31 protein-coding genes, 1 tRNA gene and 1 pseudogene are annotated in these 26,210 nt (G+C 70.6%); 19 read left to right on the top strand and 14 right to left on the bottom strand.

The features are described from left to right. Nucleotides 1–828: 828 nt before the first annotated feature. A pseudogene (locus Dsi01nite_RS59200) lies at nt 829–1,725 on the bottom strand (IS481 family transposase); the annotation flags it as partial. 488 nt (nt 1,726–2,213) lie between these two features. After that, nucleotides 2,214–2,642, bottom strand: coding sequence for a DUF4279 domain-containing protein (locus Dsi01nite_RS27080; protein ID WP_239136233.1), 429 nt, complete (start codon nt 2,640–2,642; stop codon nt 2,214–2,216). A gap of 662 nt (nt 2,643–3,304) precedes the next feature. Between Dsi01nite_RS27080 and Dsi01nite_RS27075 the strand changes: the two genes are divergently transcribed. The 3 genes from Dsi01nite_RS27075 (at nt 3,305) to Dsi01nite_RS27070 (ending at nt 4,634) form a co-directional block, all read left to right on the top strand. After that, nucleotides 3,305–3,772, top strand: coding sequence for a GNAT family N-acetyltransferase (locus Dsi01nite_RS27075; RefSeq protein WP_239136198.1), 468 nt, complete (start codon nt 3,305–3,307; stop codon nt 3,770–3,772). Then, nucleotides 3,769–3,900: a GNAT family N-acetyltransferase gene (locus Dsi01nite_RS57535; protein ID WP_239136197.1), complete on the top strand. Its 132-nt coding sequence runs from the start codon at nt 3,769–3,771 to the stop codon at nt 3,898–3,900. The genes Dsi01nite_RS27075 and Dsi01nite_RS57535 overlap by 4 nt, the downstream gene beginning before the upstream one ends. Nucleotides 3,901–3,998: 98 nt before the next feature. After that, on the top strand, nt 3,999–4,634 hold the full coding sequence (locus Dsi01nite_RS27070; protein ID WP_203849090.1) for a sensor domain-containing protein: 636 nt from the start codon (nt 3,999–4,001) through the stop codon (nt 4,632–4,634). Here the strand turns inward: Dsi01nite_RS27070 and Dsi01nite_RS27065 are convergent. Continuing rightward, nucleotides 4,602–5,000 (bottom strand): winged helix-turn-helix transcriptional regulator, encoded by a 399-nt coding sequence (locus Dsi01nite_RS27065; RefSeq protein ID WP_275423420.1) that lies wholly within the window; start codon nt 4,998–5,000, stop codon nt 4,602–4,604. The two genes, Dsi01nite_RS27070 and Dsi01nite_RS27065, sit on opposite strands and share 33 nt — an antisense overlap. Nucleotides 5,001–5,110: 110 nt before the next feature. Here Dsi01nite_RS27065 and Dsi01nite_RS27060 point away from each other — a divergent pair, with 110 nt between their 5' ends. After that, a complete protein-coding gene (locus Dsi01nite_RS27060; RefSeq protein WP_203849089.1) occupies nt 5,111–5,476 on the top strand; it encodes a DoxX family protein in 366 nt (121 codons plus the stop codon). A gap of 107 nt (nt 5,477–5,583) precedes the next feature. On the opposite strand, the gene Dsi01nite_RS27055 is transcribed toward Dsi01nite_RS27060, so the two are convergent. Beyond that, nucleotides 5,584–6,054, bottom strand: a complete 471-nt coding sequence (locus tag Dsi01nite_RS27055) for a hypothetical protein (RefSeq protein ID WP_239136196.1) — start codon at nt 6,052–6,054, stop codon at nt 5,584–5,586. A 125-nt stretch (nt 6,055–6,179) separates the two neighbouring features. On the opposite strand from Dsi01nite_RS27055, the gene Dsi01nite_RS27050 reads away from it, so the two are divergent. Then, nucleotides 6,180–6,776, top strand: a complete 597-nt coding sequence (locus Dsi01nite_RS27050) for an HdeD family acid-resistance protein (protein ID WP_203849087.1) — start codon at nt 6,180–6,182, stop codon at nt 6,774–6,776. Nucleotides 6,777–6,831: 55 nt separating this feature from the next. Here the strand turns inward: Dsi01nite_RS27050 and Dsi01nite_RS27045 are convergent, their stop codons facing one another. Continuing rightward, complete coding sequence (locus Dsi01nite_RS27045; protein WP_203849086.1) at nt 6,832–7,227, bottom strand: hypothetical protein; 396 nt, start codon at nt 7,225–7,227, stop codon at nt 6,832–6,834. 88 nt (nt 7,228–7,315) lie between these two features. Next, complete coding sequence (locus Dsi01nite_RS27040; RefSeq protein WP_203849085.1) at nt 7,316–7,807, bottom strand: hypothetical protein; 492 nt, start codon at nt 7,805–7,807, stop codon at nt 7,316–7,318. A 162-nt stretch (nt 7,808–7,969) separates the two neighbouring features. Here Dsi01nite_RS27040 and Dsi01nite_RS27035 point away from each other — a divergent pair, with 162 nt between their 5' ends. Beyond that, nucleotides 7,970–9,235 (top strand): VWA domain-containing protein, encoded by a 1,266-nt coding sequence (locus tag Dsi01nite_RS27035; RefSeq protein WP_203849084.1) that lies wholly within the window; start codon nt 7,970–7,972, stop codon nt 9,233–9,235. A gap of 39 nt (nt 9,236–9,274) precedes the next feature. Here the strand turns inward: Dsi01nite_RS27035 and Dsi01nite_RS27030 are convergent, their stop codons facing one another. Next, a complete protein-coding gene (locus Dsi01nite_RS27030; RefSeq protein ID WP_203849083.1) occupies nt 9,275–10,036 on the bottom strand; it encodes a DUF899 domain-containing protein in 762 nt (253 codons plus the stop codon). Between the two features lie 108 nt (nt 10,037–10,144). On the opposite strand from Dsi01nite_RS27030, the gene Dsi01nite_RS27025 reads away from it, so the two are divergent. From Dsi01nite_RS27025 to Dsi01nite_RS27015, 3 genes are all read left to right on the top strand, one after another. Continuing rightward, nucleotides 10,145–10,585: a DUF4240 domain-containing protein gene (locus Dsi01nite_RS27025; protein WP_203849082.1), complete on the top strand. Its 441-nt coding sequence runs from the start codon at nt 10,145–10,147 to the stop codon at nt 10,583–10,585. 59 nt (nt 10,586–10,644) lie between these two features. Further along, nucleotides 10,645–11,175, top strand: coding sequence for a DM13 domain-containing protein (locus tag Dsi01nite_RS27020; protein ID WP_203849081.1), 531 nt, complete (start codon nt 10,645–10,647; stop codon nt 11,173–11,175). A gap of 279 nt (nt 11,176–11,454) precedes the next feature. Continuing rightward, a complete protein-coding gene (locus tag Dsi01nite_RS27015) occupies nt 11,455–11,859 on the top strand; it encodes a hypothetical protein (RefSeq protein ID WP_203849080.1) in 405 nt (134 codons plus the stop codon). Nucleotides 11,860–12,271: 412 nt separating this feature from the next. Here the strand turns inward: Dsi01nite_RS27015 and Dsi01nite_RS27010 are convergent. After that, nucleotides 12,272–12,344: transfer RNA gene (locus Dsi01nite_RS27010), tRNA-Arg, on the bottom strand. Nucleotides 12,345–12,569: 225 nt separating this feature from the next. Here Dsi01nite_RS27010 and Dsi01nite_RS27005 point away from each other — a divergent pair. Together Dsi01nite_RS27005 and Dsi01nite_RS27000 are read left to right on the top strand one after the other, a co-directional pair. Beyond that, nucleotides 12,570–12,779, top strand: coding sequence for a type II toxin-antitoxin system VapB family antitoxin (locus tag Dsi01nite_RS27005; RefSeq protein WP_203849079.1), 210 nt, complete (start codon nt 12,570–12,572; stop codon nt 12,777–12,779). Beyond that, nucleotides 12,776–13,201 (top strand): PIN domain nuclease, encoded by a 426-nt coding sequence (locus Dsi01nite_RS27000; protein ID WP_203849078.1) that lies wholly within the window; start codon nt 12,776–12,778, stop codon nt 13,199–13,201. The genes Dsi01nite_RS27005 and Dsi01nite_RS27000 overlap by 4 nt, the downstream gene beginning before the upstream one ends. A gap of 25 nt (nt 13,202–13,226) precedes the next feature. On the opposite strand, the gene Dsi01nite_RS26995 is transcribed toward Dsi01nite_RS27000, so the two are convergent. The 4 genes from Dsi01nite_RS26995 to Dsi01nite_RS26980 are packed head-to-tail and all read right to left on the bottom strand — an operon-like array spanning nt 13,227 to nt 17,264. Beyond that, nucleotides 13,227–13,808: a GTP-binding protein gene (locus Dsi01nite_RS26995; RefSeq protein WP_203849077.1), complete on the bottom strand. Its 582-nt coding sequence runs from the start codon at nt 13,806–13,808 to the stop codon at nt 13,227–13,229. Then, nucleotides 13,789–14,157, bottom strand: a complete 369-nt coding sequence (locus tag Dsi01nite_RS26990) for a DUF742 domain-containing protein (protein ID WP_203849076.1) — start codon at nt 14,155–14,157, stop codon at nt 13,789–13,791. The genes Dsi01nite_RS26995 and Dsi01nite_RS26990 overlap by 20 nt, the downstream gene beginning before the upstream one ends. A 30-nt stretch (nt 14,158–14,187) precedes the next feature. Next, on the bottom strand, nt 14,188–14,595 hold the full coding sequence (locus Dsi01nite_RS26985) for a roadblock/LC7 domain-containing protein (protein WP_203849075.1): 408 nt from the start codon (nt 14,593–14,595) through the stop codon (nt 14,188–14,190). Continuing rightward, nucleotides 14,592–17,264 (bottom strand): sensor histidine kinase, encoded by a 2,673-nt coding sequence (locus tag Dsi01nite_RS26980; RefSeq protein ID WP_203849074.1) that lies wholly within the window; start codon nt 17,262–17,264, stop codon nt 14,592–14,594. The genes Dsi01nite_RS26985 and Dsi01nite_RS26980 overlap by 4 nt, the downstream gene beginning before the upstream one ends. Nucleotides 17,265–17,641: 377 nt before the next feature. Between Dsi01nite_RS26980 and Dsi01nite_RS26975 the strand changes: the two genes are divergently transcribed. Genes Dsi01nite_RS26975 through Dsi01nite_RS26955 form a run of 5 tightly spaced genes read left to right on the top strand, consistent with a single transcriptional unit; the run spans nt 17,642 to nt 22,257 of the window. Then, nucleotides 17,642–18,772 (top strand): ABC transporter substrate-binding protein, encoded by a 1,131-nt coding sequence (locus Dsi01nite_RS26975; RefSeq protein ID WP_203849073.1) that lies wholly within the window; start codon nt 17,642–17,644, stop codon nt 18,770–18,772. Nucleotides 18,773–18,819: 47 nt separating this feature from the next. Then, entirely contained in the window at nt 18,820–19,833 is a 1,014-nt protein-coding gene (locus tag Dsi01nite_RS26970; RefSeq protein WP_239136195.1) for an ABC transporter substrate-binding protein, read from the top strand. Nucleotides 19,834–19,884: 51 nt separating this feature from the next. Further along, nucleotides 19,885–20,694, top strand: a complete 810-nt coding sequence (locus Dsi01nite_RS26965) for a class I SAM-dependent methyltransferase (RefSeq protein ID WP_203849071.1) — start codon at nt 19,885–19,887, stop codon at nt 20,692–20,694. Continuing rightward, nucleotides 20,687–21,463: an ABC transporter permease gene (locus tag Dsi01nite_RS26960; RefSeq protein WP_203849070.1), complete on the top strand. Its 777-nt coding sequence runs from the start codon at nt 20,687–20,689 to the stop codon at nt 21,461–21,463. Before Dsi01nite_RS26965 ends, Dsi01nite_RS26960 begins: the two co-directional genes overlap by 8 nt. 14 nt (nt 21,464–21,477) lie before the next feature. Next, the gene (locus Dsi01nite_RS26955) at nt 21,478–22,257 is read left to right on the top strand and encodes an ABC transporter ATP-binding protein (protein ID WP_203849069.1); all 780 of its coding nucleotides are present in this window, start codon (nt 21,478–21,480) and stop codon (nt 22,255–22,257) included. Here Dsi01nite_RS26955 and Dsi01nite_RS26950 read toward each other — a convergent pair. Beyond that, the gene (locus Dsi01nite_RS26950) at nt 22,250–23,149 is read right to left on the bottom strand and encodes a LysR family transcriptional regulator (RefSeq protein WP_203849068.1); all 900 of its coding nucleotides are present in this window, start codon (nt 23,147–23,149) and stop codon (nt 22,250–22,252) included. The two genes, Dsi01nite_RS26955 and Dsi01nite_RS26950, sit on opposite strands and share 8 nt — an antisense overlap. Before the next feature lie 71 nt (nt 23,150–23,220). Here Dsi01nite_RS26950 and Dsi01nite_RS26945 point away from each other — a divergent pair, with 71 nt between their 5' ends. The 3 genes from Dsi01nite_RS26945 to Dsi01nite_RS26935 are packed head-to-tail and all read left to right on the top strand — an operon-like array spanning nt 23,221 to nt 25,793. Then, entirely contained in the window at nt 23,221–24,186 is a 966-nt protein-coding gene (locus Dsi01nite_RS26945) for an SLAC1 family transporter (protein ID WP_203849067.1), read from the top strand. A gap of 48 nt (nt 24,187–24,234) precedes the next feature. Then, nucleotides 24,235–24,735, top strand: coding sequence for a SigE family RNA polymerase sigma factor (locus tag Dsi01nite_RS26940; protein WP_203849309.1), 501 nt, complete (start codon nt 24,235–24,237; stop codon nt 24,733–24,735). Beyond that, on the top strand, nt 24,732–25,793 hold the full coding sequence (locus tag Dsi01nite_RS26935; RefSeq protein WP_203849066.1) for a hypothetical protein: 1,062 nt from the start codon (nt 24,732–24,734) through the stop codon (nt 25,791–25,793). The genes Dsi01nite_RS26940 and Dsi01nite_RS26935 overlap by 4 nt, the downstream gene beginning before the upstream one ends. Before the next feature lie 4 nt (nt 25,794–25,797). On the opposite strand, the gene Dsi01nite_RS26930 is transcribed toward Dsi01nite_RS26935, so the two are convergent. Next, nucleotides 25,798–26,067 carry a hypothetical protein gene (locus Dsi01nite_RS26930; RefSeq protein WP_203849065.1) on the bottom strand — a complete coding sequence of 90 codons (270 nt, stop codon included), beginning with the start codon at nt 26,065–26,067 and terminating at the stop codon, nt 25,798–25,800. Nucleotides 26,068–26,210 lie beyond the last annotated feature (143 nt).

Here is a 26,210-nt window from a genome sequence, read left to right as displayed (position 1 = left end):
GCAGTGGATGGCCAGCTCCGTCCCGGACACGTCGATGGTGATGGTCTCGCCGGCGTGGATCCGGACGAGCGCGACTTTCTGCCCGGCGACCATGACGACGCCACTGTTGGAGGCGCGGCGCTGGACGCGGACCGGACCGGTCGGAGGCTGTGGCGGCGGACCAGCGGGACGGGCCGAGCGCAGCCGCCCGATCTCGGCCGGGGTCAGCGGGTTGGCGCGGGTGCGCAACAGTTCCCGCGTGTCCGGGTCGAAAAACATCAGGGTCTGCTCGTCGATGCGGATGCTCACCCGGCGCCCGGCGAGGATCTCGGCCGCCAGCACCACATGCTGGCCCAGGGACACATGGCCGGCAGCGTTGACGGTCCGGTCGACCTCGACCGGCCCGACAGGGTCGCCGTTGGCGGCTACGGGCAGCGGCGGCGGCCCGGCCTGGCGGCCACCGTTACGCAGCAGCATGGCCAGGTCGTTGACGGACAAATGGGAGCGCACCGACTTGAGCCGGGTACCGGCGATCAGCAGATGGATGACATCGGGGTCAGCCCAGAACGTCACCGTGATGCCGGAGCGGGCCGGACCGAGCCAGAACTGTTTCCCAGCGACCTGCAGGTTCCCCGACGGCGGCACAACCCGGTCGAACTCGATCGCACCACCGGCCCACCGGCCGGACGACACCTGCGGCGGGACGACCGGGATCGCCGGAGCAGGCGCCAGCGCGGCGCTGCGCTGCGTCACAGCGGCGGACACCGGCGGCTGCGGCGATGCTGGCGTCACGCCCAGGATGCTGGGCACCTTCAGCGGCAGCAACGCCGCGCCGTCGGTGGCGGTGTTCGGCCGGAACCGGTCGGCGGGAAACGCCATGTCCAGGGCCTGATGCGGCCGGTTGGTGTTGTACTCGTGCAGGAACCGGTCGACCGCAGCCTGCCCGGCAGCCAGGTCGATGAATTCGCCGATGTCGTCGAGCAGTTCCCGACGCAGCGTCTGATGGAACCGTTCCACCTTCCCGGTCGTAGTGGGCGATGCAGGCTGTGTCAGCCGGTGCACGATGCCGTTCTCCCGGCAGATCCGGTCGAACAGCACCTCACCGCCCTTGCCGAACCGGTCGGTGAACTGCTTGCCGTTGTCGGTGAGCATCTCCTCCGGGATTCCGTACCGGACCAGGGCCTCAGCGAACGCGGCACAGACAGCCCGGCCGGTGGCCCGGCGCACCACCTTCGCCGCGACCGCGAACCGGGAGTGATCGTCCACGCAGGTGACCACCTTCGCCTCCACCCCACCGGGCAGCAGGATCCCGCCGACGATGTCCATCTGCCACAACTCCATCGGCGCGTCACGCTGCCAGCGCTTGTAGTCCTTACGCTGCCGGCCCCGCTTCACCGGCCGCAGCAGCCCATGACGCACCAGGATCCGGTACACCGTCATCCGTGACGGCACCCGGCCCGGGCATCCGTTACGACCCAACTCGAACTCGATCCGCCGCGCACCCCACCGCGGATGCGCTCGGCGCAACTCGCACACCGCCGCCTCCACCTCCGGCGACGCCTGATGAGCACACGAGTCCGGCCGACGGGACCGATCCTCCAACCCGGCCAGACCCGCCTCGGCATAACGGTTCAACCAGGTATGCACACTCTGCCGCGACACCCCCAGCCGCTGCGCGACCTCACCGACCCGCTCCCCGGCCTGCACCGCAAGCACGGCCCGATACCGCTGTTCCACCTTCGACATGACGATCAGCGCCAATCCCGGCCCCCCGACCACGAGATTCATCAACCATCGTGATCAACGACCGAACACGGCCACTGTCAAGCATGTAGTGGGACGCGAGTGTCAAGCATGTGTCGGGACCGGACAAGTCGTCTGTGGTGACCGTTGCCGAATATGGCTGTACTAGATCAAGGCGCCTTCGGCGCAGGCCCGGACGTGGACACCCGGCTCGACGGGCAAGCGGCGCCCGGCGCTGCGCGCCAGCGCCGTAAGCCCTCGCGACCGGGACGCCACGTCGGGCCGGACGGAGTCCGCTTGAGAAGGACGGCCAGACAGGTCGACGCTTGACTCGAAGCGCCTGCATCGACCGAGTTGGCCTCAACGCGCCCTTTCAACCTCGGTGATGGCCATCTTCGACGTGCTAAGTGCAAGGTCGATTGATGATCGCGGTAGTGCAGTGTGGATGCGGTGGCTCCGATTTCCGACGCCTCACCGGGAGATGGCAAGCGCTACGGGGCGTGTTCGATCCACACGCCGAGGCGGGCAAGCCGCTGGATGGTCGTTGGTGAGTAGAAGACCAAGGCGCTCGCCGCGTGGTCCGGCTCGTTGTTGACAACCCTGATGCCGGCCTGCAGGTCGAAGGCCCGGCAGGCGGCGGCGATGCCGTCGGCGCACGGGTCGATCCGGTCGAGCAGTGCAGTCATCGCGAATTCGGTGATAGCGGTGTCCATCACCGGCATGCTGTACTCCCAGCCGCTCAATCGTCGTCCCCGCTCGCCCCGCCGGTTGCTGGTCGTCGGTGCCAGCCCCACCAGCGCGGTGACCTCGTCCGGGTCGAACGCCATCGCGTCGAGTTCTGCATCACTGTACGACGACACGGCTTTCGTCAGCCGGTGCAGGAGAACCAGGTAGGCCCGTTGCGCATACGTCTCATCCATCAAGGCGAAGCGTACCGAGCCGGACGCCACAGCCAGGGTCGAGACTGTCGGCCGGGCCAGGTGTGGCGGTGACCAACAGATATCGAGAAACCGGAATGGCTCAACAGAGATTTGAGCTACCGCGATGCCCACCGGACTACATACCGTCGCTCCCGCGGCCTCGCCCTCCGCCGGTAATCACGCTCTTGCCTCCCGGCGGGCCTCTGGGTCCCGGAGGGGGCCACTCCTCCGCACACCCGCCACGCAGGCGATGCCAAGCAGACCGCCGGCGGGGGTGCCAAGCGTCCGCGCCGGCCCTCACCCTCCGCGCGCACGAGGCACCCCCGCCGCCGGCCCGCTTCCCAGGGGTGCATGACGGTGTACGGAGGAGCTTCAGACCTGAGGGGATCGCGCGGAAACCAGTCGGCCGGCGTGCCCGTTGCGTGCCCGATCCCACGGTTAACCGCGGTTAATCGCGGGCACTCAGCGAAGGCCGGCACGCCGACGAGGCGCAGGTCACCGCAGGTGGGTGACCGCGCCTCGCTTGATCGACTTGAATTCCTAAACCGTGTGTCGCAGGTTCGAATCCTGCCGGGGGCACGTCACAGACCTGCGGACGCGACGGCGCGACCGTCCGATTGTGGCCTGGCTCATGGGTGCGCGACGGCTGACATGATGTCGGCGTGCGGGAAGAGCGACAGCTTCAGCTCCGCCCGATCTATCCGGTCCGCACTCCGCGCCTGCTGCTACGCCCGCTGGGACTCGACGACGTCGACGCGCTGCTGGCCTATCGCAGCCGCCCGGACGTTTGCCGGTATGTCCCCTTCAATCCGCTGAGCCGTGAAGCGGTCATCGATCGACTGGCCGGCCCGTGGGCGGCAACCGCCCTCACCGACGAAGGGCAGTCGCTGACGCTCGGCATCGAAGTGGCAGAGACCGGGAAGCTCGTCGGTGAGGTGATGGTGTTCTGGCGCAGCCGGGAACACTGCAGCGGCGAGCTCGGCTACGCCGTCAACCCGGACTTCGCCGGCCGTGGTTACGCAACCGAAGCGGCGCGGGCGGCGTTGGGACTCGGCTTCGACGAGTTGGGCCTGAATGCGGACTGCACCGGATCACCGCCAGTGTCGACGAACGCAACGCGGCCTCGGTGAAGCTCGCGCGCAGGATCGGGATGCGGCAGGAAGCACGCTTCGTCGACAGCGAAATGCTCGACGGCGAGTGGTGCACCGAGCTGGTTTTCGCCATGCTCGCCGGCGAGTGGGCTGGGAATCGTGGCTGAGAGTGCCCGAAGGCCGGCTGGCACTGGGGTGGGCCCTACCAACGAGAGGGCGGCTCGCCGGATCGGTTGTGGCGGAGGCGGCGCCTAGCGTCGATGGCATGACCGCGACGCTGCTCGAGACGCCCCGCACCACCATCGCTCCCGCGACCGGGCCGCTGTCCCGGGTCGCTGCCGACACCCGATACGTCCTCACCGGGTTCCCGCTGGCACTGGCGGGGCTGACCCTGTGCATGACCGGCTTCGTCGCCGGCGTGAGTCTGGTGGTGGTCTGGGTCGGGGTGCCGCTGATGATCGCCGCCATGACGCTGTCACGGGCGTTCGCCGGTATGGAGCGGGCGCGCATCGCCGCGGTGCTCAGCGAGGCGGGGCCGGTCCGGCAGCCCCGGTACCGCGGCGGCCTCACCGATCCGCAGGCGTGGCGGGACCTGGCGCACGCGTCGTTGCGCATCGTCCCGAGCACCGCCGCGTTCTCGGTCGTGGTCACCTGGTGGGCCGGGGTGCTCGGCGGGCTGAGCTGGGCGTTGTGGGGATGGGCGCTGCCCGACGGAGAAGGCGCGCAGGGGCTGCCCGAGCTGCTCGGGCTCGGCGACGCCTATCTCACGGCGGTGGCGTTCTACCTGGTCGCGGCCCTGCTGTTCGCCGTCACCCTGCCCGTTGCCGTCCACGGTGCCGCGCGGTTCGAGGCGCGGTTCGCTCAGGCGCTACTCAGCCCCGCGGCGCTGCCCGAAGCCTGAGTTCAGCTGGTACGCCTCCCGGCTCGCCTCGATGTGCGGCACGTGCTCGATCGCCCAGCCCGCGAGGGCCAGCGCGGGCGGGATCAGGCTCTTGCCGGTGGGGGTCAGGGTGTACTCCACCCGTGGTGGGACCTCGGCGTGCACCTTACGGGCGACCAGGCCGTCGCGCTCCAGGTTGCGCAGCGTCAAGGTCAACATCCGTTGGGAGATGCCCGGGATCTGCTGGTGGAGGTCGGTGAAGCGCAGCGTGCCCTGGTCGAGGGTGGCGACGATGAGCAGCGTCCACTTGTTGCAGATCTGGTCGAGGATCGCCCGGAGCGTCTGGCCGCCGTCGCCGCGGATCATGCAGGTGTGCTCGTACTGCAAGTGACAACCCCTTGTGCCTCACGTACATCCGTGTGCCTTTTGTAGGCCCCCCGATAGTGACGCATCATGTGCCTACTTACGACTGGTAACCATCCTGGTGAGGGGCGTTCATGGAGATCGCGTACTGGATCGTTGGCGGGTTGCTCGCGGTGTTCTACCTGTACGCCGGCGGCAAGAAGGTCGCGCAGAGTCAGGAGCAGCTCCAGCCGATGATGGGCTGGGTCGACCGCGTGCCGATGCCGCTGGTGAGGACGATCGGGGTGCTGGAGGTCCTCGGTGCGGTCGGGTTGATCCTGCCGCCGCTGACCGGGATCGCGCCGTGGCTCGCGGTGGCCGCCGCGGCCGGGCTCGTGCTGATCCAGGTCGGTGGTATCGCGGTCCACCTGTCCCGGGGTGAGGCCCGGCTGATCGGCCTCAACATCGGCCTCCTGGTGACCGCCGCCGTCGCCGTCTGGCTGGGCACCACCTGGCTCTGAGCCGACGAAAGCTCTGAGCCGACGAAAGCTCCGAGCCAACGAAAGCTCCGAGCCAACGAAAGCTCCGAGCCAACGAAAAAGCTCTCAGCCGACGAAAAAAGCACGGCTCAGTGCAGCGTGATCTTGAGCAGGATCATCAGGGCGCCGAACACACCGGCGACCAGCGCCGACACCAGGCGTTCCGGGCGGGTGAGCTGACCGTTCCGGCCCACCTCCCAGCCGGCCAGGCACAGCAGCAGCGTGCTGCAGACGAGCGCGGACAACACCGAGGCGCGGAGCGGGACGCCCCCGACCCGCAGCAGGGCCAGGACGGCCACCGGTAGGGCGGACGCCGTCACGATCTCCCAGCCGGTGGTCAGCTGCGCCCGCACCTCGCGTGCGGTCGGCCGGCGGTGCGCGTGGATGCGTTGCGCCACCAGGCGGGAGTACCGCTCGGCGGTCCAGTAGACGATGAGCGCGACCACGACGGCCCCGATCACGGCCGCGGCGGTGGCGGCGTGGGACGAGGCCATGACGGCCGCGCCGATGATGACGCCGTAGATGCCGGCTGCGGTGCTCTCCTCGTCGGGTCCGGTCACCCAGAAGTGATGCCGGTGTACCCGTGGCCTGATCAGCATCGTCACCGTCCTGTTCGCCCGCCACGGGGGATGGCGAGTCGTGATTGTGGGTGAAGCGTGGGTGATAAAGGAGCGAAGGAGGGAACATGGCGACGTTTTCAGCGAGACACGGCGACGCCCCTCGGCGCGGCGTGGCGCACGGTTCCCCGGCTACGGCCGCCGTGCCGTTCAAGCAGACCCTGACGTTGGGCGTGATCACCGCCCTGTTCGGGATCGTGGTGCTTGCCTGGCCGGGCGAGACGCTGCGGGTCCTCGGTGCGCTGGTCGGCGTCTGGCTGCTCGTTGCCGGCGTGATGCGGGTGGCGGCGGCACTGACCGAGCATCAGGGGCTGGGACGGCGGGTGCTGACCGGGGTGGTCGGCGCCGCGATGATCATCGGTGGGGTGGCCTGCCTACGCGACGTCGCCAACGGCGTGGTGGTCCTCGCGTTGATCGTCGGGCTGGCCTGGCTGCTGACCGGCGTGTCGGAGATCGGGATCGGGATGATGACGCACGGCCGGCCGCGGGTATGGCTGACCACCATGGGCGTCGCGTCGCTGGTCGTCGGCTTGGTGTTCGTCGTGTGGCCCGGCGTGACGCTGACCGCGATGGTGCTGCTGACCGGCATCAGCGCCCTGGTGATCGGGTGCGTGGAGATCGCGTTCGCGTTCATCATGCGCCGGGAGGCGGCGGCAAGAGCCTGAGACACCACCACCAAGAGCGGCAGGCGGCGCCCGACAAAGGGCGCCGCCTGCCGCTTCACTTCGACTCGGACTTGCGGGTGTGGGACCGGGCGGCCGTGGCCTTCGCGGGCCTCGCTGCACCGGCCGGTTCCTCCTCGCCGTCGTCCAGAACCTTCATGATTCTCGGCGCGAGCACCTCCGCCAGCGCCGGTGCGATAGCGTCGGCGAGCACCCCCGCGAGGGCCTCGGCAATGAGCATCCGCTCCAGCGTCGAGCCGCCCGAGCGGCCGCGCATCATGGTGGATCGGACCCCCTCGAGCAGGCCGCCGGGCGCCGGGGAGCGGCCTCGACCCGTGACCTTCTGGCTCTGGTCGGCGTTGTCGAGGATCTCCAGGATCAGCTCGTCGATCAGCGTTTCGACATGTTGGTGTGATTGGTCCGGATCGTTGGGTACGGGCGAGTCAGCCGCCACGATGATGCCTCCCTCAGATGGGCAAATGCCCCGCCCCCCGGCTGTGAACAGCCGGAGGACGGGATCGGGGATGAACGGGCCGCCCCGGTCAGTTGCGCGCCATCATGGCGGCCAGCAGAAGGGGGTGCTCGACGATGTTCTTGCCCCGCCGCTTCCGGGAGGCGAGGGCCATGAACAGCAGCGGGTTGTCCATGATGCTGTCGCCGTCGTCGCGGCGGCGGCGGGCCAGTGCGGCCAGCAGGAGCGGGTGCTCGATGCCGGACTCGCTGTCGTCGTCGCGGCGGCGACGGGCGAGGGCGGCGAGCAGGAGCGGGTGCTCGATGACGGGCTCGTCGTCGTCGTCGCGGCGGCGACGGGCGAGCGCGGCCAGCAGGAGCGGGTGCTCGATGCCGGACTCGCTGTCGTCGTCACGGCGGCGACGAGCGAGGGCGGCGAGCAGCAACGGGTGTTCGAACAGCGCTTCGCCACGCTCCTCCCGGCGCGCCATCAGTGCCGCCAGCAGCAGTGGGTGCAGGACACCCTCTTCTCCTTCCCGCTCGCCGGCTTCGGTACGGGTGCGTTCAGCGGTGGAACTGGTCACGGGTGCTCCCTTGATCAGTAGATCCGTCACGGGCCGCCTCGCGGCGCGTGCGCTTACGGGATCCACCATCCGGGTCGGGTGCCGGCGTGCACCCACCCGAGCCGCATGAACGGCTGGGCCGGCTCTGGACCGGCTCTGGACCAGCTGTGGTGCAATCTTCGCGTGACCATTGCGATCCTGGCCCGTGGGCAGAACACGGCACTGCCGTCGGCGCCGTCGTACACCGTCGTGGTCAGCCATGCGTCCGGGCCCGAGGTGGACCTCGTGGCGTTCCTGCTCGACGAGTCCGGCCGGGCGCCCGGGGACGAGGCGATGGTCTTCTACAACCAGCCCGCCGGCGCCGGGGTGCGCTGGCTGCCGCCCGAGACCGCCGGCGGGGTGACCCGGCACCGCCTCGAAGTGACGCCGGGTGGTTGGGCGGGGGCGACCGCCCGGGTCCGGATCGGCCTGACGGTTGCCGGTGCCACGTTCGCCGCGGTACCGAATCTGCGGGCCGCGCTGCACGGGGACGGCGGGGAGCTGTACACGCTGGATCTCGGCACGCCGACCGTGCAGGACGCGCTCATCGTCGGCGACGTCTACCGGCACCGCGACGCGGTCAAGGTGCGGTGCGTCGGGGACGGCTTCACCGACGGCCTGCGCGGGCTGATCACCGACGTCGGCCTCACGGTCGACGACGAAGCACCCCAGACCGCGGCACCCGCGATCCAGCTCACCAAGGCCAAGCAGATCAGCCTCGCCAAGCCGGCCGCCGGCGCCTCCAGCGTCGACCTGCGCAAATACGCCGTCGCGGTGTCGCTGGTCAAGAGCGGCCTGGACGGGCGCACGTTCCGGGTGGTGCTCGCGATCGACTGCAGCGGCTCGACGAAGAAGCTGTTCCGCAGCGGCGTCATGCAGCGCTCGCTGGAGCGGATGGTCGTGATCGCCGACCTGCTCGACGACAACGGCGAGATGGAGGTGTGGTTCTTCGGCGACTTCCCGGTGCGGTCGGCGCCGGTGCGCACCACCACCGCGCACGACTACCTGGAGCGGCAGGCCGACGACAAGAAGCGCGCGGAGGGCGGCAACTTCGAGCCCCGGGTGATGAAGGAGATCCTGGACTGGACGGCGGCCGAGCCGTCGCCGCACCCGACGCTGGTGCTGTTCTGGTCCGACGGCGGCGTGCACGCCGAGAAGCAGATCAAGGAACTGCTGGTGCGTTCCAGCAACCGCCCGGTGTACTGGATGTTCCTCGGCCTCGGCGTCGCCGACTACGGGGTCCTCGCCCGGCTGGACGACGTGCGCGGCGGGATGGTCGACAACGCCGGCTTCATCCCCATCGACGACATCGACCTGCTGTCGGACGAGGACCTCTACGGCCAGATCTTCGGCAACTTCGTCAGCCGCTGGCACACCGCCGCCGCGTCGGCCGGCATCCTGGCGTCCTGAGGACGCGGGTGCCCTGGTGGGCACCCGCAGACCCCTTGGTCAGGAACGGGCGTATTCGTCCTTGCGCCGCCACCAGACGCCGGTCTCGTTGCGGCCGCGAGGGGCCCGGTCCAGCCACGAGTACATGCCCCAGATGCCGTCCACACCACGCTCGTACGAGGAATAGGTGTGGTAGACGGCGCCGTCCTCGAGCACGAACGCGCTCACGCCCGGGCCCTGCTGCCGGTACGTCGACCAGTCGACGCCGACGCCCGACGCCATTTCGATCACGCTCGGGGGCATCTCCCCGGCCGGTCGCACGTCCATCTGGCGGTAGTTGTACTCCACGCTGCCGGAGCGCCACTCGTCGGCGGAGTGGGTCACGCGGAAGTCGTAGTTGAAGTCGCTTCCGGCCGAGGACGCCCACGGGAACGTCCAGCCCATCCGCTGCTTGTACACCTGCAGCTTCGCCAGTGGCGCCTGCGAGACGGCGTGCAGCGTGACATCGTGATTGGCGAGATGGACGACGGAGCCGTTGAAGCCGTCCGCGATCGAGGAGCACGACGGGCAGCCGGCGGTGTAGTCGGGTCCGAACATGAAGTGGTAGACGAGCAGCTGCGAGTTGCCCCGGAACAGGTCGGCCAGGGTGGCCGGCCCGTCGTCGGTGTCGAAGCGGTACTCCTTGTCGACGCGCACCCAGGGCAGCTCCTGCCGCTGCCGGGCCACCTCGTCGTTGCGCCGCGTGAGCTCCTTCTCCGCCTTGAGCAGTTCCAGCCGCGCCGCGAGCCACTCCTCGCGGGTCCCGGTCGTGTGGTCGGTCATGATGCGTTCTCCCTTCGTCGCAACCCAACGGTTGCACATCCTCTCGCAAATGGCAACCAAAAGGTTGCGTCATGCTAGAGTCGGCTCCCGGCGAAGAAGGGCGCAACCGTGACGGACGACGAGTTCTGGAGCCTCATCGACGTCTTCGAGGGCAGGTTCGACGTCTGTGACAACGGGCCGTATGAACGCCTGTCCGCGACCCTGGCCGCCGGACCGGAGGAGCGGATCTTCGGCTTCGCCGACAAGCTCGCCGAGCTGCTGTTCGGCCTGGACCGCCGCGACCTGGCCACGGTGAGCCGGACACCGCTCGGCGACGACGGGTTCCTCTACGTCCGCTGCGCCGTCGTCGTCGGGGGGCGGGCCGCGTACACCTCGGTGCTCGCCGACCGGACGGCCTTCATCCCGTTCACGGTTGATTACGGCGGTCACGCCGCGGCGCTGCTCGACGTCGCCAGCAACGCCTACACGAGCAAGACCGGCCTCGAGTGGGACCACCTGGAGCCGCATGACTTCGAAACCATGTCGAACGAGGAGGGCTGGCTTCCGTAAGGAGCCGGTAACCGCGTGACATCTGGCCCCGGCCCGGGCTGACCGGTTCACTCGGAGGCATGACGCGCAAGCCGTTGACGTGGATCGTGCTCGCGGGACTCGCCGTGGGAATCGGGTTCGGCCTGTACTGGTTCGCACCGTGGCGCCTGTTCACCGACACCACCGTGCGGGAGGCCCTGACCTCGCCCGCGGCCACCACGGCCAGCACCGGAGCCCCCACCGCCACCCCCAGCGGCCCCGTGGCAGTCGTTGTGGCGCGGGGAACGTTCGTCACCCACGAGCACGACACGTCCGGCACCGCGCGGGTGGTGCGGCTGCCCGACGGCACACACCGCCTGGAGATCGAGGGCCTCGACACCTCCGACGGACCGGACCTGCGCGTGTGGCTCACCGACCAGGCGGTCGTCGCCGGCAAGGCCGGCTGGCAGGTCTTCGACGACGGCCAGTATGTCGAGCTCGGCAAACTCAAGGGCAACAAGGGCGATCAGGTGTACGCGATCCCCGCCGCCGCCGACCTCACCACCCTGCGGTCGGTGACGATCTGGTGCAAACGCTTCTCGGTCTCCTTCGGCGCCGCGCAGCTCACTTAACCGGCCCGCCGAGGCGGGCGACGGGCCGAGGCGCCGACCAGCGTCCACACCCTGGTCACCGCTGCCGGCCTCCATGCGTTGAGCTGGGCCGATGCGCGGGTTGACCACGTACGCCGGGCCGCCGAGGTGACGCGCGGCGGGCGAGCGTACGCGGGCTCTGCGCGCCGGCACGGGACTGACTGTCGCGTTCCCGACGTTTGGAAGTCGTTGGTGGTAACGGTCGCGGCGTCTCTCACCACTGCCCGGCACGTGCCCGGCACCTACAGAACGGAGACAAGCATGCCCGTCATGCACGCTTCTCGAGGCCTACGCGGGGCGGCCCGAGCCGCCGTAGCCGTCGCGGTCGCAGTCGCCCTGCTCGCCTCCACACCGGGAATGGCGACGGCCGCGGACTCGGTGGCGGCGACCAGCACGACGCAACCGCCGCCCAGCCCGGCCGAGCTCCAGGCGATCAAGGCCAGGCTGTTGGCCGCCATCGAGCCATGCTCGACGAAAGTGCCGCGCAACGACATCGACGCGTTGGGCCGGTGCGCGCTGGACCTCGCCGTACCCGACACCAAAGCCCGCGGCATCATCGAACTGATCTCGAGGTTCATTGACTGCTTGTGGCTGCAGTATGGCAACGGCCCCGGGGGCGGCCTGTACCCGTCGTTCGGAGACTGCATGGAGGCGGGCGGGTACTAGCGTGTGTCGAAGTCCCTGCCGAGGCGAGCCGAGGTCGAGGCAGCGATCTGGCAGGGCGCGGGTTCGTCCGGATGCTGGGGCGAACCCGCGCCGCCGATCGTCGTCCAGGCCCCGGCGCGGGCCGACAGCGGACATCGACACGGGGCGACTGTAGGCGGCCTCCGATCGGGTGGTGCGGATGACGGGCCAGTACCTGAGATCACCAGGCCGATGCGAGTCAAGACCGACCACCGCCTGTCGACTACTCACTCATGCCGCAGCCCGGGCGGGTCCGATGTCGATCATCAGGTTGAACGCGAGGATGCCCCCCCGGGCGGTTCGCCTGGGGGCATCCTCACTCACTCAGAGCGTGAAGCTGGCGTCCGCGATCAGTGATCGGTCGGTCGCGCCGCGCGTTCGTAGTTCTGTGACGTGCCCCCGGCAGGATTCGAACCTGCGACACACGGTTTAGGAAACCGATGCTCTATCCCCTGAGCTACGAGGGCGCGAGTCGATAGTGTACCGACGTCCCCGCTGACCTGCGTCGGCATATCCCGGCCTGGTGTGACCTTGGTGTGTTCGGGCTGGTGGGACCGGTCGCCGATCGCCCCGAGCGGTGTTTGCGACCAGCGCGTTCCGTCCGATGCGGCAAGGTGGCATCCCGTGGCTTCGTCGAGCGCCGGTCGAACGTATATACTAGCAGTCAGAGTTGGATATATTGGGGGGCTGGTATGACCAAGAAGCTCATCGACATCGACTTGGATGCGCTGGCGGAGGCGACGGCCCTGCTCGGGACGAAGACGCAGAAGGACACCATCAACACCGCGCTCCGTGAGGTGGCCGCCGTGCAGCGTCGCGCCAAGGCGCTGGGTGAACTGACCGAGATCGCGGCTACCGGCGCGTTCGATCATCTGCTTGACAAGGGGAACTACCGGCCGTGAGTACCGTTCGGTTCCTCGCTGACACGAGTGCCGTGGTACGACTGCTGCGCAACCAGCGGGTGCAGGAGCTGTGGCAGCCGCAGTTGCGGGCCGGCGTCATCGGCATCTGCACCCTTACCGAGCTGGAGTTCCTCCGCGGAGTGCGGTCCAAGGCCGATCATGACCGGTATGCCGCGTTGCTGGGGTCGGTCTTCACGTGGGTGGTGACCCCGGACGACGTGTGGCATCGAGCCGCCGAGATCCAGCAGATGCTCGCGGACGGTTCGGAGCACCAGGGAGCCAGCGCGGTCGACCTGCTGGTGGCGGCGACGGCCGAGCTGTCCGGTCTGTCGCTGCTGCACTATGACCACGACTTCGAGACGATCGCGCGGACGACCCAGCAACCGACCACATGGCTGGCGGCTCCCGGCTCGATCGACTGAGCAGGCATCGGATCGTTCGGCCCGGTTACACCGGCGTTGTGGTCAGTACTGACAGGGCGTGTTCGACGACGGTGATCAGGAGTTGTTTCACTGATTCGCGGGAACGGGCGTCGATGAGGATCAGTGGCACGTGGTCGGCGAGGGCCAGGGCTTCGCGGACCTCGTCGATGTCGTACTCCGGGGCGCCGTCGAAGCAGTTGACCGCTGCCAGGTAGGGCAGGTCGCGGTGCTCGAAGAAGTCGATGGCGGTGAAGCTGTCCTGGATCCGGCGGGTGTCGACAATGACCACCGCGCCCAGTGCGCCGCGGATCAGCTCGTCCCACATGAACCAGAAGCGGGTCTGTCCGGGGGTGCCGAACAGGTACAGGATCAGATCGCGGGCGATCGTGATGCGGCCGAAGTCCATCGCGACCGTGGTGGTGCTCTTCGCCGGCACGGCGCTGGTGTCGTCGACGTGCACGCCGGCCGCGGTCATGACGGCCTCGGTGGTCAGTGGGGTTATCTCCGAGATCGCACCGACGAGGGTGGTCTTGCCGGCGCCGAAGCCGCCGGCGATGACGATCTTCGCGGCGGTGACCCGACTCGCGTCAGAGGCTGCGGAGTCCAACGAGAACCCTTTCCAGAACGTTGATCCGTTCCTCTGTGTCGTCCGCGTCGAGCGGCTCGTAGAGGGTCAGGATCCCTTCGGTGATCATGTCGGCGACGAGCACCCGGGCGACGCCGAGTGGCACGCGCAGGTGCACGGCGATCTCGGCCAGTGACTGCGCGCGGCCGTTGCAGAGGGTCGCGATGAGGTGCCGGTCCCGTCCGGCGTACCGGCTCTCCTCCACCCCCCGCTGCATGGTCAGCATCACCGCCTCGATGGCGATCTCGCGGGTGGGCTCGGTCCGGCCGCGGGTCACCGCGTACGGGCGAACGAGATTTCCGCGCGGGTCCTCCTCGCCGTACTGATCCATGGCCGCCTCCGCCGTCCCGCCCGCCTTCCCTTACCGGGTCGCCGCTTCGCGGGGCGGTGACACCAGTGACTTGCCGACGCGCTCGACCAGCAGGGCCATCTCGTAGCCGACGTGGCCCACGTCGCAGTGCCGGGCGGCGAGCACCACGAGGGAGGAGCCGTCGCTGATCGACATGAGGATCAGGTAGCCGGCCTCCATGTGCACGATGGTCTGCTGCACGTTGCCGCCGTCGAAGTGCCGTGCCGTGCCGTAGGTGAGGCTGACCAGCCCGGCCGTGACCGAGGCGAGCTGCTCGGCCCGCTCCGGCGGGAGGTCGCCCGTGGCGGCCAGCAGCAGCCCGTCGGACGACACGACGATGACGTGGGCGATGCCGTTGAGCTGCTGGGCGAAGCTGTCGAGCAGCCAGTCCATGCTTTCCAACGCGCCGGGTCCGGTCATGAGCGATTCTCCTCGGTTGCCTGTGCCGCACGGTCCGGATTCGGACCGGCCGCCTGCCGTCCACGCTGGACACCCCGTTGGTACGAGGAGAGCAGGCCGCGCAGTTCCTCGGCGCTGGGCCGGTTGAGTTTTGCCGGTCGGGCGGGCACCCCGCCCGGCACGAGCTGGGCCTGGGGTGCGCGTTTGGGCAAGCCGGACCGGGTGCTGCCGGCGAGCGGTGGATCCTGCGCCGCGGATGCCGCGCGCCAGCCCTCGTCGGCCGCGCTGCGCCAGTCCACGCGTCCGGAAGCGGCGGCGGGCCCAGCGCCGACCGGCTGCCGCCGCCCCGCCGGTTGCGCCGCCGCCGGTGCGGGGGCCGGTACTGGTGTCGCGGGGGCCGGTGCCGGTGCCGGAATCCGCGGCGCGGCGGGCACGGGTCCTTGCATCACGCTGTGGCCGCGCTCGTGGAACCAGGCCGTTTCGATCTCGCGGAAGATCGGCAGCTCCGTGGTGTCTTCGGCGGCCAGCTCCGCGTTCCAGACCGGGCTCACCAGCTCGGCCCACCGGTTCGGCCCCGGCTCGGCCGCCGGCAAGGGCCACGCGGGTGGATGGCTCGGACCGGGTTCCACCATCGTCGCCGTGCCGGCCGCTGCCACGCCGCCCCCGGTGCCGGCCGCCGCCGTGCCACCGACGGTGACCGCCGCCGCCGCGCCGCCGACGGTGACCGCCGCGGTCCGCCGCCGGACCGGAGCGGCCGGCGCCCGCCCGTTGCGCGGCGGGGCGAGGACGCCGTGCGGCAGCACGATCTCCGCGACGGTGCCGCCGCCGGCGTTGTTGCGCAGTTGCACGAGGATCCTGTGCCGGAAGGCGAGGCGTCCGACGACCGCGATGCCCATCAGCCGGAAGGCGCCGATGTCGACGGGTGGTGGTTCGGCGAGCCGGCCGTTGTAGGCGGCGAGGGACTCCGGGTCGATGCCGAGTCCGCGGTCCTCGATCTGCAGGATCGCCCGGTCGCCGAGGCGCCGACCGGTGAGCACGACGGGCGCGTTGGGCGGCGAGAACCGGGTGGCGTTGTCCAGCAGTTCGGCGAGCAGCCGGACGGTGTCGTTGACGGCCGGGGCCGCCACGAACACGTCGTCGTCGACGGTGGGGAACTCGATCCGCTCGTACAGCTCGATCTCGGACTGGGCGGCGCGCATCACGTCGATGAGCGGCGCGTTCTGGCGGCGCGGCGGGGTGGTGTCGGCGCCGGCGAGCACCAGCACGTTCTCGTCGTTGCGTCGCATCCGGGTGGCGAGGTGGTCCAGCTGGAAGAGGTCGGCCAGTCGTTTGGGATCTTCCTCGCCGTGCTCGATCCGGTCGAGCTGGCCGATCATCCGGTCGACCAGGGTCTGGCTGCGGCGCGCCAGGTTGAGGAACATGGACGAGACGCTGTTGCGCAGGACGGCCTGCTCGGCCGCGACCCGGACCGCCTCGCGGTGCACGATGTTGAAGGCCCGCGCCACCTCGCCGATCTCGTCCTTGCTGTGGACCCCGATCGGGTCGCGGACCTGGTCGGCGATCTCCTGCGGCGAGCGCAGCGACTGGGCGTCGCGAAACTGGCTGACCGCGGCGGGCAGGTCGTGCTCGGCCACGGCGAGGGCGCTCTGGCGCAGCCGCCGCAGCGACACGACCATGGAGCGGGCCGTGACCAGGGCCAGGCCGAGCACGACCGCCAGCACCAGCACCACGATGGCCGACTCCACGATCACCTGGCGGCGCACGGCGGCGCCGATTCCGGCGGCGTCGGCGATGAGTCCGTCGTCGAGTTGTTCCTCGGTCCAGCGCATGAGGTCGTTGACCGCGCCGAACACGGACACGGCGTCATCGGCGGAGACGGGGGGCGGCCGGCCGACCGAGCGTTGCAGCGCGCTCGTCATGTCGTCGGCCATCTGGGTCGCGTCGCCGGCGATCGTGGCCTCCACGAGCCGGCGCTGCTCCACGTCGGCCGAGAGCGAGAAGGCGACGAACGCCTCCTGCTGGCCGGTGAGCGTGGCCAGCAGCGCGGACAGCTGATGGGCGTCGAGCGGGCCGGCCTTCAGCGCGGCGTAGACGATCGCCTCCTGCTCCGCCACGCGTGCCTTCGCCTTGGAGAACGCCGCCGCCGCCCGGAGCGCGTCGGAGAGGTCCGGGTCGGTGCTCACCTGCCCGAGGGCCTCGCGGTAGGAGACGAGGTCCTCGACGATCACGCCGTACCGCAGCAGGACCTCGGCCACCGACACGCCCTGCCGGCTGCTGACCTCCGCGCGGATCGTCGAGACGGCCTCGAGCTGGTCGTTGATGCGCTGCAGCCGGTCCCGGATCGCGGTGGGCACGTCGCCGAGCGCGTCGCGCCGCTTGGCGTAGGCGGCGATGGCCTCGTCCGTCCGCAGGACCTGCCGGTTGAACGTCACCAGTGCCGGGGCGGGGGCGGGGGCGGCCAGCAGCGCCGCGGCGGTCATCCGTTCCAGATGGATCTGCTGGGACAGGGCCGACACGTCGGCCGACAGCCTGGTGAGGGCACCCACCCGGCCGGCGTCGACCGCGCGGTCGGCGGCGCTGCTCAGCCGGAACGCGGCCAGCGTCACGATCGCCATGATGGGGATCAGCAGGATGAGTCCGAGCTTGGCGCGGATCCTGGTGTTGGCCAGTCGGGGCCGACCGATGCGCAACCTACTACCTGCAGGCTTCTTCGATGCGGGCATGCAAGGTCTCCGCGTGCTCGTGGTCGCCTAGGACGGTCCGGCGGATCGACGGTCGCGCAGGATGGTGACCTGGCGGGCCCCCGGGGCGCAGGACAGCGCATTCCACCATGTCCGACATTCCTGGGGAAACCCGATAGGGCATTCACGGGTGTCTCTGAGTACTATCAGGGTCATCAATTGAGTAAGTTGTCCCCCTAGATTCAGCAATGGTGTCAGAACGCGTATTTCGAACCTCTTGACCGTCCTGGTACGAGTTGGCAAGGTGTTGGCGGTCATCGCCGTCCGGAGGGGCCGGAGCATCGAGCGGGGGAATCGACGTGCGACGCTGGCGATCTTTTGCGGCGATGCTCGCGGTGGCCGCCGCGTCCGCGGCAGGATGCACAAGCGTCAATGCGGAACAGGAAACCGACGTCGTTGTCGCGGCGAGTCTGGAGCTCTCCGGCAGCGCGGCCGACCTCGGCACGGCGTACAAGCGCGCCCTGGAACTGCGGGTGGCCCAGATCAACTCCGGCGGCCTGCTGGGCCGGCGCCGGCTCGCCCTGCGGGTGCGCGACAACCGCAGCGACCCGGCGATCGCGCTGACCCAGATCACGGAGTTCACCGGCGACCCCGACGTCACCGCGATCATTACCGGCGCCTGCGCCGAGTGCGTGACCGGCGCCGCGAAGGTGATCAATGACGGGCGCCTGCCGACCATCGCGCTGTCGCCGGTGGCCGAGGTGAGCGCCCCGCTGGCCGACCGCAGGTACATCTTCCGGCTGGCCCCCAATGTCGACGACGACGCGAGCGTCCTGGCCGGTGAGCTGGCCCGGGCCGGGCGGCGCAAGGTCGCGTTCGTCTCCAGCGACGACGCCTACGGCCGGGGCGGCGCGGAGGCGCTGGCCCGGGAGGTCGCCAAGATCGGCGCGAAGGTGGTCGCCCACGGGCAGTACGCGCCGGCCGACGGTGACCTCGGCCGTGCCGCCCGCGCGGCGACCGCCGGCAGCCCGGACGCGATCGTGGTCTGGGGCTACCCGCCGCAGGCCGCGACGGCCATCGGCGCCCTCCGCGACGCCGGCTACCGCGGCCAGGTGTACCTGGACGCCGGCGCCGCCGGGGAGCTCTTCCTCGGCGGACCGGCCGCGACCACCGACGGCACGGCGCTCGTCTTCACCCAGACGCTCGCCATCGACGACGTCATCGCGACCACGCCCGCGAAGGCGGCCCGCCGGCAATGGTTTCAGGACTACATGTCCCGCTACGGGACCTATCACGGCCACGCGTCATTCGCCGCGGACGCGCTGCAGCTCGTCGTGAACGCGGTCGTCAAATCCGGCTCGACCGACGGGGACACGTTGCGCGCGGCGCTGGAAACCTCGCAGATCGACGGTCTCAGCGGTCAGGTCAGATTGACGCCAAGCAATCATTCCGGGTTCATGCCGCAGTCGCTGACGATGCTCGAGGCGCGCGGCGGCCGGTGGCGCCTGCTCGGTTAGAACATGTGTTCGGGACTTTCCGAAAAATATGAATGGGGGAATCCGCGATGAGGCGTTACCGCGCATTGCTGGTGTCGGTGGTGGCCATGGCGCTGATCGGCACGACGGGTGGCTGCTCGAGTTCGAAGGAGAAACCCGCCGCCGCGGAGAAGCCGGCCGACAAGGTTACCTACCTGACGGCGTTCGGGGCCGTCGGTCGTGATGCCTTCGCCTGGGTGGCCCAGGAGAAGGGGTACTTCAAGGAGTCCGGGCTCGACGTCACCATCCAGCTCGGCGCGGCCACGGGGGAGAACCTCAAAGGCCTCGCCGCCGGCCAGGCGCAGTTCGCCAACCTGGACCTGATCGGGGCCTGGATCCTCGCCGGCAAGGGCGACTACAAGGACTTCCGGACCATCGCCGCGATCCACCAGCAGTCGCTGGTCTCGATCATCTCGCTCGAAGGGGCCGGCATCACCTCGCCCAAGGACCTCGAGGGCAAGAAGGTCGGCGCCGCGACCGGCTCCGTCAACCAGCTGCTGTTCCCGGCCTACGCCAAGCTGGCCGGCATCGACGCGAGCAAGGTCCAGTGGGTCAACGCGCAGCCGCCGCAGCTGCCCGCGCTGCTGGCCGGCGGCCAGGTCCAGGCGCTGAGCACCTTCCTCATCGGCTCCAAGGGCATCGAGAAGGCGGCCGGCGGCAAGAAGACCGTGGTCCTGCCCTACAGCAAGTACCTCGGCGACCTCTACGGCAACGGCATCATCACCAGCGCGAAGATCGCCAAGGAGAACCCGGACCTCGCCAAGCGGTTCCGCGACGCCTCGCTCAAGGCGCTGAAGTACACCATCGAGCACCCGGACGAGGCCGCGCAGATCCTGAAGAAGGCGCAGCCCGCGGCCGACATCACCGCCGCCGTCGGCGAGATCACCCTGATGACGCCGTACGTCAGCTCCGGTGGTGCGATCGGTGGCATGGACCAGGAGCGCGTCGCCCGTGCGATCGCCACCCTGCAGGCCGGCGGTCTCATCCCGGCCGGCCTGACCCCGGACGCGGTCGTCGACTTCGGCATCACACCGAAAGCCTGACCTCGAGAGCGCCAAAGAGCCTGACCTCGAGATCCCGGGAGGGGACCGCACATGACCACATCCATCGACCCCAGCAGGTCGCGGTACTCGTTCGACAACGACGATCCCGAGTCCGTGGGGCGGCACAGCCACCTGTCCGCCATGCTCGACGGCCTCACCTTCAGCCGGCTCGGCACGGTCGGCGAGCTGACCGGCCGGCGCTGCCTGGAGGTCGGCGCCGGCGGTGGCAGCGTCGCCCGCTGGCTCGCCGGCCGGACCGGCCCGGGCGGCCGGGTGCTGGCCACCGACCTCAACGTCCGGCACATCCCGACCGGCGACGGATACTCCGTGCTGCAGCACGACCTGGTCGCCGAGCCAGTGCCGGAAGGTCCCTGGGACCTCATCCACGCCCGGCTGGTGCTGCTGCACATCCCCCAGCGCGCGGAGATCCTCGCGCGACTGGCGGCGGCCCTCGCCCCGGGCGGGGCGCTGGTCGTGGAGGACTGGGCGACGGAGTTCGGCAACCTGTGCCTCTCGGCCCCGGACCGCGACACCGCCGAGCTCATCAACCACTACCAGGACGTCCTGGTGAACCAGGTGCTCCCCGCCCGGGGCAACGACCCGACCTGGGCCGCGCGGGTGCACGACACGATGCTGGCGGCAGGGCTTGTCGACGTCGACACGGCCATCCACGCGGAGTCCTGGCCCGGCGGCACCCCGGGCGCACTGCTCATCGCCGTCAACGTGGCCCAGCTCCGGAAGGAGTTCATCGCCGCCGGGTTCACCGCCGAGCGGATCGAGCAGCTGGACGCCGCGGTGCAGGATCCGCGGCTAGTCGTCCGGGGACACTTCACGTATTCGACCATCGGCCGCCGTGCCTGAGCAACGGACATCGTCGCGGTGGTCCGTGGTGGCCCTGCCGGCGGCCGGCGCCACTGCGGCGGTCGGCCTCTGGTGGGGCACCACCGTGATCTTCGGCATCCGGTCGTTCTTCCTGCCGGCGCCGCCGGACATCATCGCCTCGTTCCGCGCCCAGCCCGCCTACCTGCTTCGGGAGACCTGGGCCACGCTGACGGAGACGCTGCTCGGCTTCGGGATCGGGGTGGCCGCGGGCCTGGCCATCGCCATGATGCTCACCGCGTGGAGGGCGGTCGAACGGGCGACGTTCCCGCTCCTCGTCGCCCTCAACTCGATCCCGAAGGTCGCGGTCGCGCCGCTGCTGGTCGTCTGGCTGGGATACGGGCCGAAGCCGAAGATCGTGCTGGTCGTGTTGATCTGCTTCTTCCCGATCGTCGTGTCGACGGTCGCCGGGCTGACCTCGACCCCGGCCGACCTCGGCGAGCTGGCCCGGTCCCTGTCCGCCTCCTGGTGGCAGGGCTACTTCAAGGTCCGGCTGCCGTGGGCGCTGCCGCAGGTCTTCGTCGGCCTGAAACTGGGTGTCTCGCTCGCCGTCATCGGCGCGGTGGTGGCCGAGATCAGCAGCCCGAACCAGGGCCTCGGCGCGGTCATCGTGCTGTCGGGCAGCTCGCTGGACACCCCGCTGGCGTTCGCCGCCATCGTGCTGCTGGCGTTGCTCAGCATCGTGCTGTTCTACCTCATCGTCGCCCTCGAGCGGCTGCTGCTGCCGTGGGCCCGGGCGATCTCCGCGTAACCCCGGGAGGGGCCATGATCGAGCTTGCCGGGGTGTCCCGGACCTTCCGCACCCGCTCCGGTGACATCGAGGCGCTGCGCGGCATCGACCTGACGGTTGCCGAGGGCGAGTTCCTCGCCGTCATCGGCCGCTCCGGCTGCGGGAAGTCCACCCTGCTGCGGTTGCTGGCCGGGCTGCTGCCACCGACGGACGGCACGGTGCTCGTCGGCGGCACTGCGGTCACCCGGCCCCGTCGCGACGTCGCCCTGATGTTCCAGCGGCCGGCCCTGCTGCCGTGGCGGTCCGTGCTCGCCAACGTGCTCCTGCCGGTGGAGATGCACGGCGGCAGGCGCGCGCCGCACCGGGAGCGGGCCTGCCAGCTCCTCGACGCCGTCGGCCTGGCCGGCTTCCACAAGCGGCTGCCCCACGAGCTGTCCGGCGGCATGCAGCAACGCGTCGCGCTGTGCCGCGCGCTCATCCAGCAGCCGAAGGTCCTGCTGATGGACGAGCCGTTCTCCGCGCTCGACGCGCTGACCCGTGAGGAGCTGGCGGGTCAGCTGCAACAGGTGCACATGGACGTCAAGCCCACGACCGTCTTCGTCACCCATTCCATCCAGGAGGCGGTGCTGCTGGCCGACCGCGTCGCCGTGCTCAGCGAACGCCCGGGACGCGTCCGGCACGTCCTCACCGTCGACATCCCCCGCCCCCGCTCGTTCGGCCGCAACGCGCATCTCGCGGACGTGGCGACCTGCGTGGCCGAGCTGACCGACCTCCTGCACGACACGGACGCCCCCACCCCGATGCACATCACCTGACCACCCCGGCGGCGATCGTGAAGAGGTCCCGCTCCGGGCCGGTGAGCTGCATGCCCGCCGGCCAGATGGCGCGGAGGTCGCGGTGCAGGTCGACGTCGACGACCGGGACGGCGGTGAGGGTGCCGGCGGCGAGGTCGGCGGTGACGGCGAGGGAACTGAGGACGGCGGGTGAGTCGCCGTACGCCACCGCGTGCTTGATCGCGGTGGTCGACGAGAGCTCCAGCAACGGCACCGTCGAGGAGCCCAGGGCCTGCTCCAACGCCCGGCGGGTGCCGGAGCCGGCCTCGCGGGTGACCAGCGGTGTCGCGGCGAGCTCGGCGGCGGTGACACCACGGCGGCGGCGGGCCCACGGGTGGCCGGGGGCGACGACGACGGTGAGGCGGTCGGTGGCGACGGTTGCGGCGTGCAGACCCGTCGGCAGGTCGGGGCCCTCGACGAAGCCGAGCGCGGTCTCGCCGGCCAGGACGCGGGCGGCGACGTCGGCCGAGTTGGCGGCCTGGAGCACGACGCTGAGGTCGGGATGTGCGGCGCGCAGGGCGACGAGCCACGCCGGGAGCAGGTATTCGGCGACGGTCTGGCTGGCCGCGACGGCGAGGCGGCGGGTGTGGGTGTCGCGGAGCGCCGCCACGCCGAGGGCGAGTGCGGCGGCGGCGTCGACGGCGGTGCGGGCCCAGTCCGCGACCAGCGCTCCGGTGGGCGTGAGGGTGGAGCCGCGGGTGGTGCGGTGCAGGAGGGTGAGGCCGAGCCGGCGTTCGAGCTGACGGAGGCGGGCGCTGGCGGCCGGTTGGGAGACGCGGTGCTCGGCGGCCGCGCGGCCGACGCTGCCGAGGCGGGCCACGGACAGCAGCAGGTCGAAGCTGGTCAGGTCGGTGACCTGCGGCGGGAGTGGCATAACCGCAGCCTATGGCGGCATCAGGACAAGACCGGTACCGGGACGGCGCGAACCGATCAAGGCTGAGCGGTGTGAAAGCCAATCGGTTCGCCGCGGTGATGGGCACGGGGATCGTCGCGAACGCCGCCGTGACGTTGCCGGTGCAGGTGGGCGGGCAGCGGCAGGTGGCGGCGGTGGTGTGGGCGGCCGCGGCGACGCTGTTGGTGGCGCTGGTCGTACACCCGCGAACAACGGAAACGCGGAACGGGGCGCTGCCCATGGCCGTGCTGACCGTCGGCGCCGGGGCGCTGCTGGCCGGTGGGGCGTGGATCGGGGACACGGCGGCGGTCGCCCTGGACGCGGTCCTGTGGTGCGTGGGCACCGGCATCGGACTGGTGACCATGGGGGCCGCACTGCACAAGCGGAAGGTCGGGCCGCCGGATCCGACCTGGCTGCTGCCCGTCGTCCCGCCGCTGGTCTCGGCGTCCACCGGCGCGCTGCTGCTCCCGCACGTGCCCGGCGCGCTCCGGCCGGGGCTGCTCGGGGCCTGTGTGGTCCTGTTCGGCGCCGGGCTGCCCGTGGCGGCGGTGACGCTGGCCAGGGTGTGCCGCGGACCGCGGACCGCGCCGGCGGTGTGGATCGTGCTCGGGCCGCTCGGCCAGTCGGCGACCGCGGCGCTCCTGCTGGGCAGGGCCACCGGACACGCGACGGCGGCGCTGTGGTTCGCCGGGCCGGTCCTGCTCGCCGCATTCGGGTGGGGCGTCGGCGCCGCGATCGTGACGGTGGCCGCGGTGCGCCGGGGGCTCCCCTTCTCCCTCGGCTGGTGGAGCTTCACGTTCCCGGTCGGGACCGTCGTCACCGGGATGACGGGCGTCGCGGTGCAGACCGGCAGCCCCGCGGCCGCGTGGCTCGCGGTCGCGCTGTACGCCGTGCTGGTCGCCGCCTGGATCACGGTCGTGTCCCGGACCGTCCTGCGGAAGCCGTTCCTCCAGAAGCCGTCCGCCAGGGCTGTCAACGGGCGGGGCGCCGAAGGGACTCTGTTGGGTGACATGGTCTGACAGAGGGGACGAAGCGTGGTGACCCTGCAGCCGTCCGAGGTCCACGTCGTGGGGTTCGAGGCGTTCGTCGCCGCCCGGGGTGCGGCGCTGGTGCGCTTCGCGATCCTGCTCACCGGCGACGACCATCGGGCCGAGGACCTGGTGCAGGAGGCGCTGGCCAAGACGTACCTGCGGTGGTCGAGCATCCGGCGCGCCGACGACCCCGAGGTGTACGTGCGCCGGCTCGTCCTGAACGGGTCGCGGACCTGGTGGCGGCGCCGGACCAACCGGGAGGTCCCGGTCGAGCGGGCGCCCGACGGCATCGCGCCCGGGGATCTGAGCCTGGAGTCGGCCGACCGGGACGAGCTGTGGCGGCTGGTCGCCGCGTTGCCGATCAAGCAGCGCGCCGTCGTCGTCCTGCGGTACTACGAGGATCTCGACGACGCGGCGATCGCGCAGGTCCTGGAATGTTCACAGACGACCGTCCGCACCCACGCCATGCGCGCCCTGACCAGGCTGCGCGGGCGCCTCGACGCGGACGGCCGGAGCGTGGCGGAGGGGACGACATGACCGACATCGAGACCAGGCTGGCGCGGAGTCTCACCGCGCGGGCCGACCGGCCGGTCGAGGTCGACGGCCTGGCCCGCCTCGCGATGACCAGGGCCGGGCGGATCCGGGCCCGCCACCGGGTGGTCACCGGCGCCGCCGTGGCGGTGCTGGTGGTTGCCGGGGTCGTCGGGGTGCGCGCACTGCTGCCCGAGCGGAAGGACACCACGCTGCCCGTCGCGCTGGGCATCCCGTCCGCGGCGAGCCGGCCCGAGGCGATCGGCACGGACCCGGGGCTGCTGCACTTCGACGTGGACGTGCGCGCGTTCGGCGTGCCGCCGGCGTTCACCGTCTGGGGCTCGGCCGAGGACCACGAGTCGGTGAGCGTCTACGCGTCCGACAACAGCCTGATCGCCGCCGTGTACCTGGCGCCGACGGCGTCGGACCTGAAGCGGGCCCTGCGGCCGTTGAGCTCCACCGCCGTCGACACCACGGTCGGTGGCCGGCCCGCCAAGGCCGACACGTTCGAGGTGGGGGCCGGCGACCCGGCGGTGCGGTACACGGACCTGCGGTGGGAACCGCGGGACGGCATCTTCGCGGCCGTGTGGGCGCCCGACCGGGCCAGCGCGGCGAAGGCGTTCGACGCCGTCCGGCTCGACCGGGCCCAGCGGTGCGTGACCCCGATGCGCCTGTCCGAGCTGCCGGCGGGGGGCCGCTGGACCGAGTGCGAGACGGCGGTCCGCGCCGGGCCGGTCCCGGGCCGGCCCGGGTGGCGCTGGTCGAGCCTGACCGTCCAGCAGGTCGACGGCATCCGGGTCCAGCTGTGGGCGGCGGCCGAGCACGACGTCGCCGAGTTCAAGCCGGACCGGGTCGTGGCCGGGTATCCCGCGCAGTGGGTCACCGAGGGTATGCGCGGCCTGTGGATGCCGGAGTTCGGGCCGGTCAGCCTGTATGTCGGCGAGCGGGACGCGTTCCACGCGGACCTGATCAGCGAGGAGCAGGCGGTCTGGTACGTCCAACGCGTCCAGATCTTCGAGGACCTCACCAACCCGGCGGCCTGGCCGACGACGATCACCCGCTAGAACGTCAGAACGCCAGCGCGACCAGCGGAGTCAGGCCGGCGATCAGGCAGGTGCCGGCGACCAGGGCCCGGACGCTGCCGAGCCGGGCCGCGGCGGCGAGCAGGAGCAGCTGCGCGACGACCACGAAGATCGCGGTCCCGTCGATGAGCGGGTCGAGGAGCATGGCGACCCCGAGCGCGATCGCCGCCACGCTCGGCAGCAGCATCAGGTACTGGCGTGGGGCCGGGTGCCGCACGACGCGGGTCCCGGCGTTCCGAGTCATCGTCACGGTCATGGATACGACCGTATGGAAACGGCCGGCCCGGTCCCAGCCCGCTGTCTCCCGTGTCGGAGGTAGTGCCAGCCCTACCAGAAAATATGTTGGTGGTCCGTGTCGGATCGGGGTCGGCCCGTTCGAGGCACCGGTGAAGACACCTG

The organism is Dactylosporangium siamense, assembly GCF_016862795.1.
GTDB classification, from domain to species: domain Bacteria; phylum Actinomycetota; class Actinomycetes; order Mycobacteriales; family Micromonosporaceae; genus Dactylosporangium; species Dactylosporangium siamense.
The sequence above is the reverse complement of the archived record's forward strand: the minus strand, read 5'-3'. Positions and strand labels throughout refer to the sequence as shown.

What these genes read in the sequence shown, in the direction of transcription:
- Dsi01nite_RS27070 (WP_203849090.1), top strand. Translation starts at nt 3,999, where the DNA reads ATGACCGCGACGCTGCTCGAGACGCCCCGCACCACCATCGCTCCCGCG.
- Dsi01nite_RS26930 (WP_203849065.1), bottom strand. Translation starts at nt 26,067, where the DNA reads ATGACCGTGACGATGACTCGGAACGCCGGGACCCGCGTCGTGCGGCAC.
- Dsi01nite_RS26970 (WP_239136195.1), top strand. Translation starts at nt 18,820, where the DNA reads ATGAGGCGTTACCGCGCATTGCTGGTGTCGGTGGTGGCCATGGCGCTG.
- Dsi01nite_RS26985 (WP_203849075.1), bottom strand. Translation starts at nt 14,595, where the DNA reads ATGACCGGACCCGGCGCGTTGGAAAGCATGGACTGGCTGCTCGACAGC.
- Dsi01nite_RS26990 (WP_203849076.1), bottom strand. Translation starts at nt 14,157, where the DNA reads ATGGATCAGTACGGCGAGGAGGACCCGCGCGGAAATCTCGTTCGCCCG.
- Dsi01nite_RS27020 (WP_203849081.1), top strand. Translation starts at nt 10,645, where the DNA reads ATGACGCGCAAGCCGTTGACGTGGATCGTGCTCGCGGGACTCGCCGTG.
- Dsi01nite_RS27015 (WP_203849080.1), top strand. Translation starts at nt 11,455, where the DNA reads ATGCCCGTCATGCACGCTTCTCGAGGCCTACGCGGGGCGGCCCGAGCC.
- Dsi01nite_RS27005 (WP_203849079.1), top strand. Translation starts at nt 12,570, where the DNA reads ATGACCAAGAAGCTCATCGACATCGACTTGGATGCGCTGGCGGAGGCG.
- Dsi01nite_RS26955 (WP_203849069.1), top strand. Translation starts at nt 21,478, where the DNA reads ATGATCGAGCTTGCCGGGGTGTCCCGGACCTTCCGCACCCGCTCCGGT.
- Dsi01nite_RS27080 (WP_239136233.1), bottom strand. Translation starts at nt 2,642, where the DNA reads ATGGATGAGACGTATGCGCAACGGGCCTACCTGGTTCTCCTGCACCGG.
- Dsi01nite_RS26950 (WP_203849068.1), bottom strand. Translation starts at nt 23,149, where the DNA reads ATGCCACTCCCGCCGCAGGTCACCGACCTGACCAGCTTCGACCTGCTG.
- Dsi01nite_RS27030 (WP_203849083.1), bottom strand. Translation starts at nt 10,036, where the DNA reads ATGACCGACCACACGACCGGGACCCGCGAGGAGTGGCTCGCGGCGCGG.
- Dsi01nite_RS27050 (WP_203849087.1), top strand. Translation starts at nt 6,180, where the DNA reads ATGGCGACGTTTTCAGCGAGACACGGCGACGCCCCTCGGCGCGGCGTG.
- Dsi01nite_RS26935 (WP_203849066.1), top strand. Translation starts at nt 24,732, where the DNA reads ATGACCGACATCGAGACCAGGCTGGCGCGGAGTCTCACCGCGCGGGCC.
- Dsi01nite_RS26975 (WP_203849073.1), top strand. Translation starts at nt 17,642, where the DNA reads ATGCTCGCGGTGGCCGCCGCGTCCGCGGCAGGATGCACAAGCGTCAAT.
- Dsi01nite_RS27060 (WP_203849089.1), top strand. Translation starts at nt 5,111, where the DNA reads ATGGAGATCGCGTACTGGATCGTTGGCGGGTTGCTCGCGGTGTTCTAC.
- Dsi01nite_RS26965 (WP_203849071.1), top strand. Translation starts at nt 19,885, where the DNA reads ATGACCACATCCATCGACCCCAGCAGGTCGCGGTACTCGTTCGACAAC.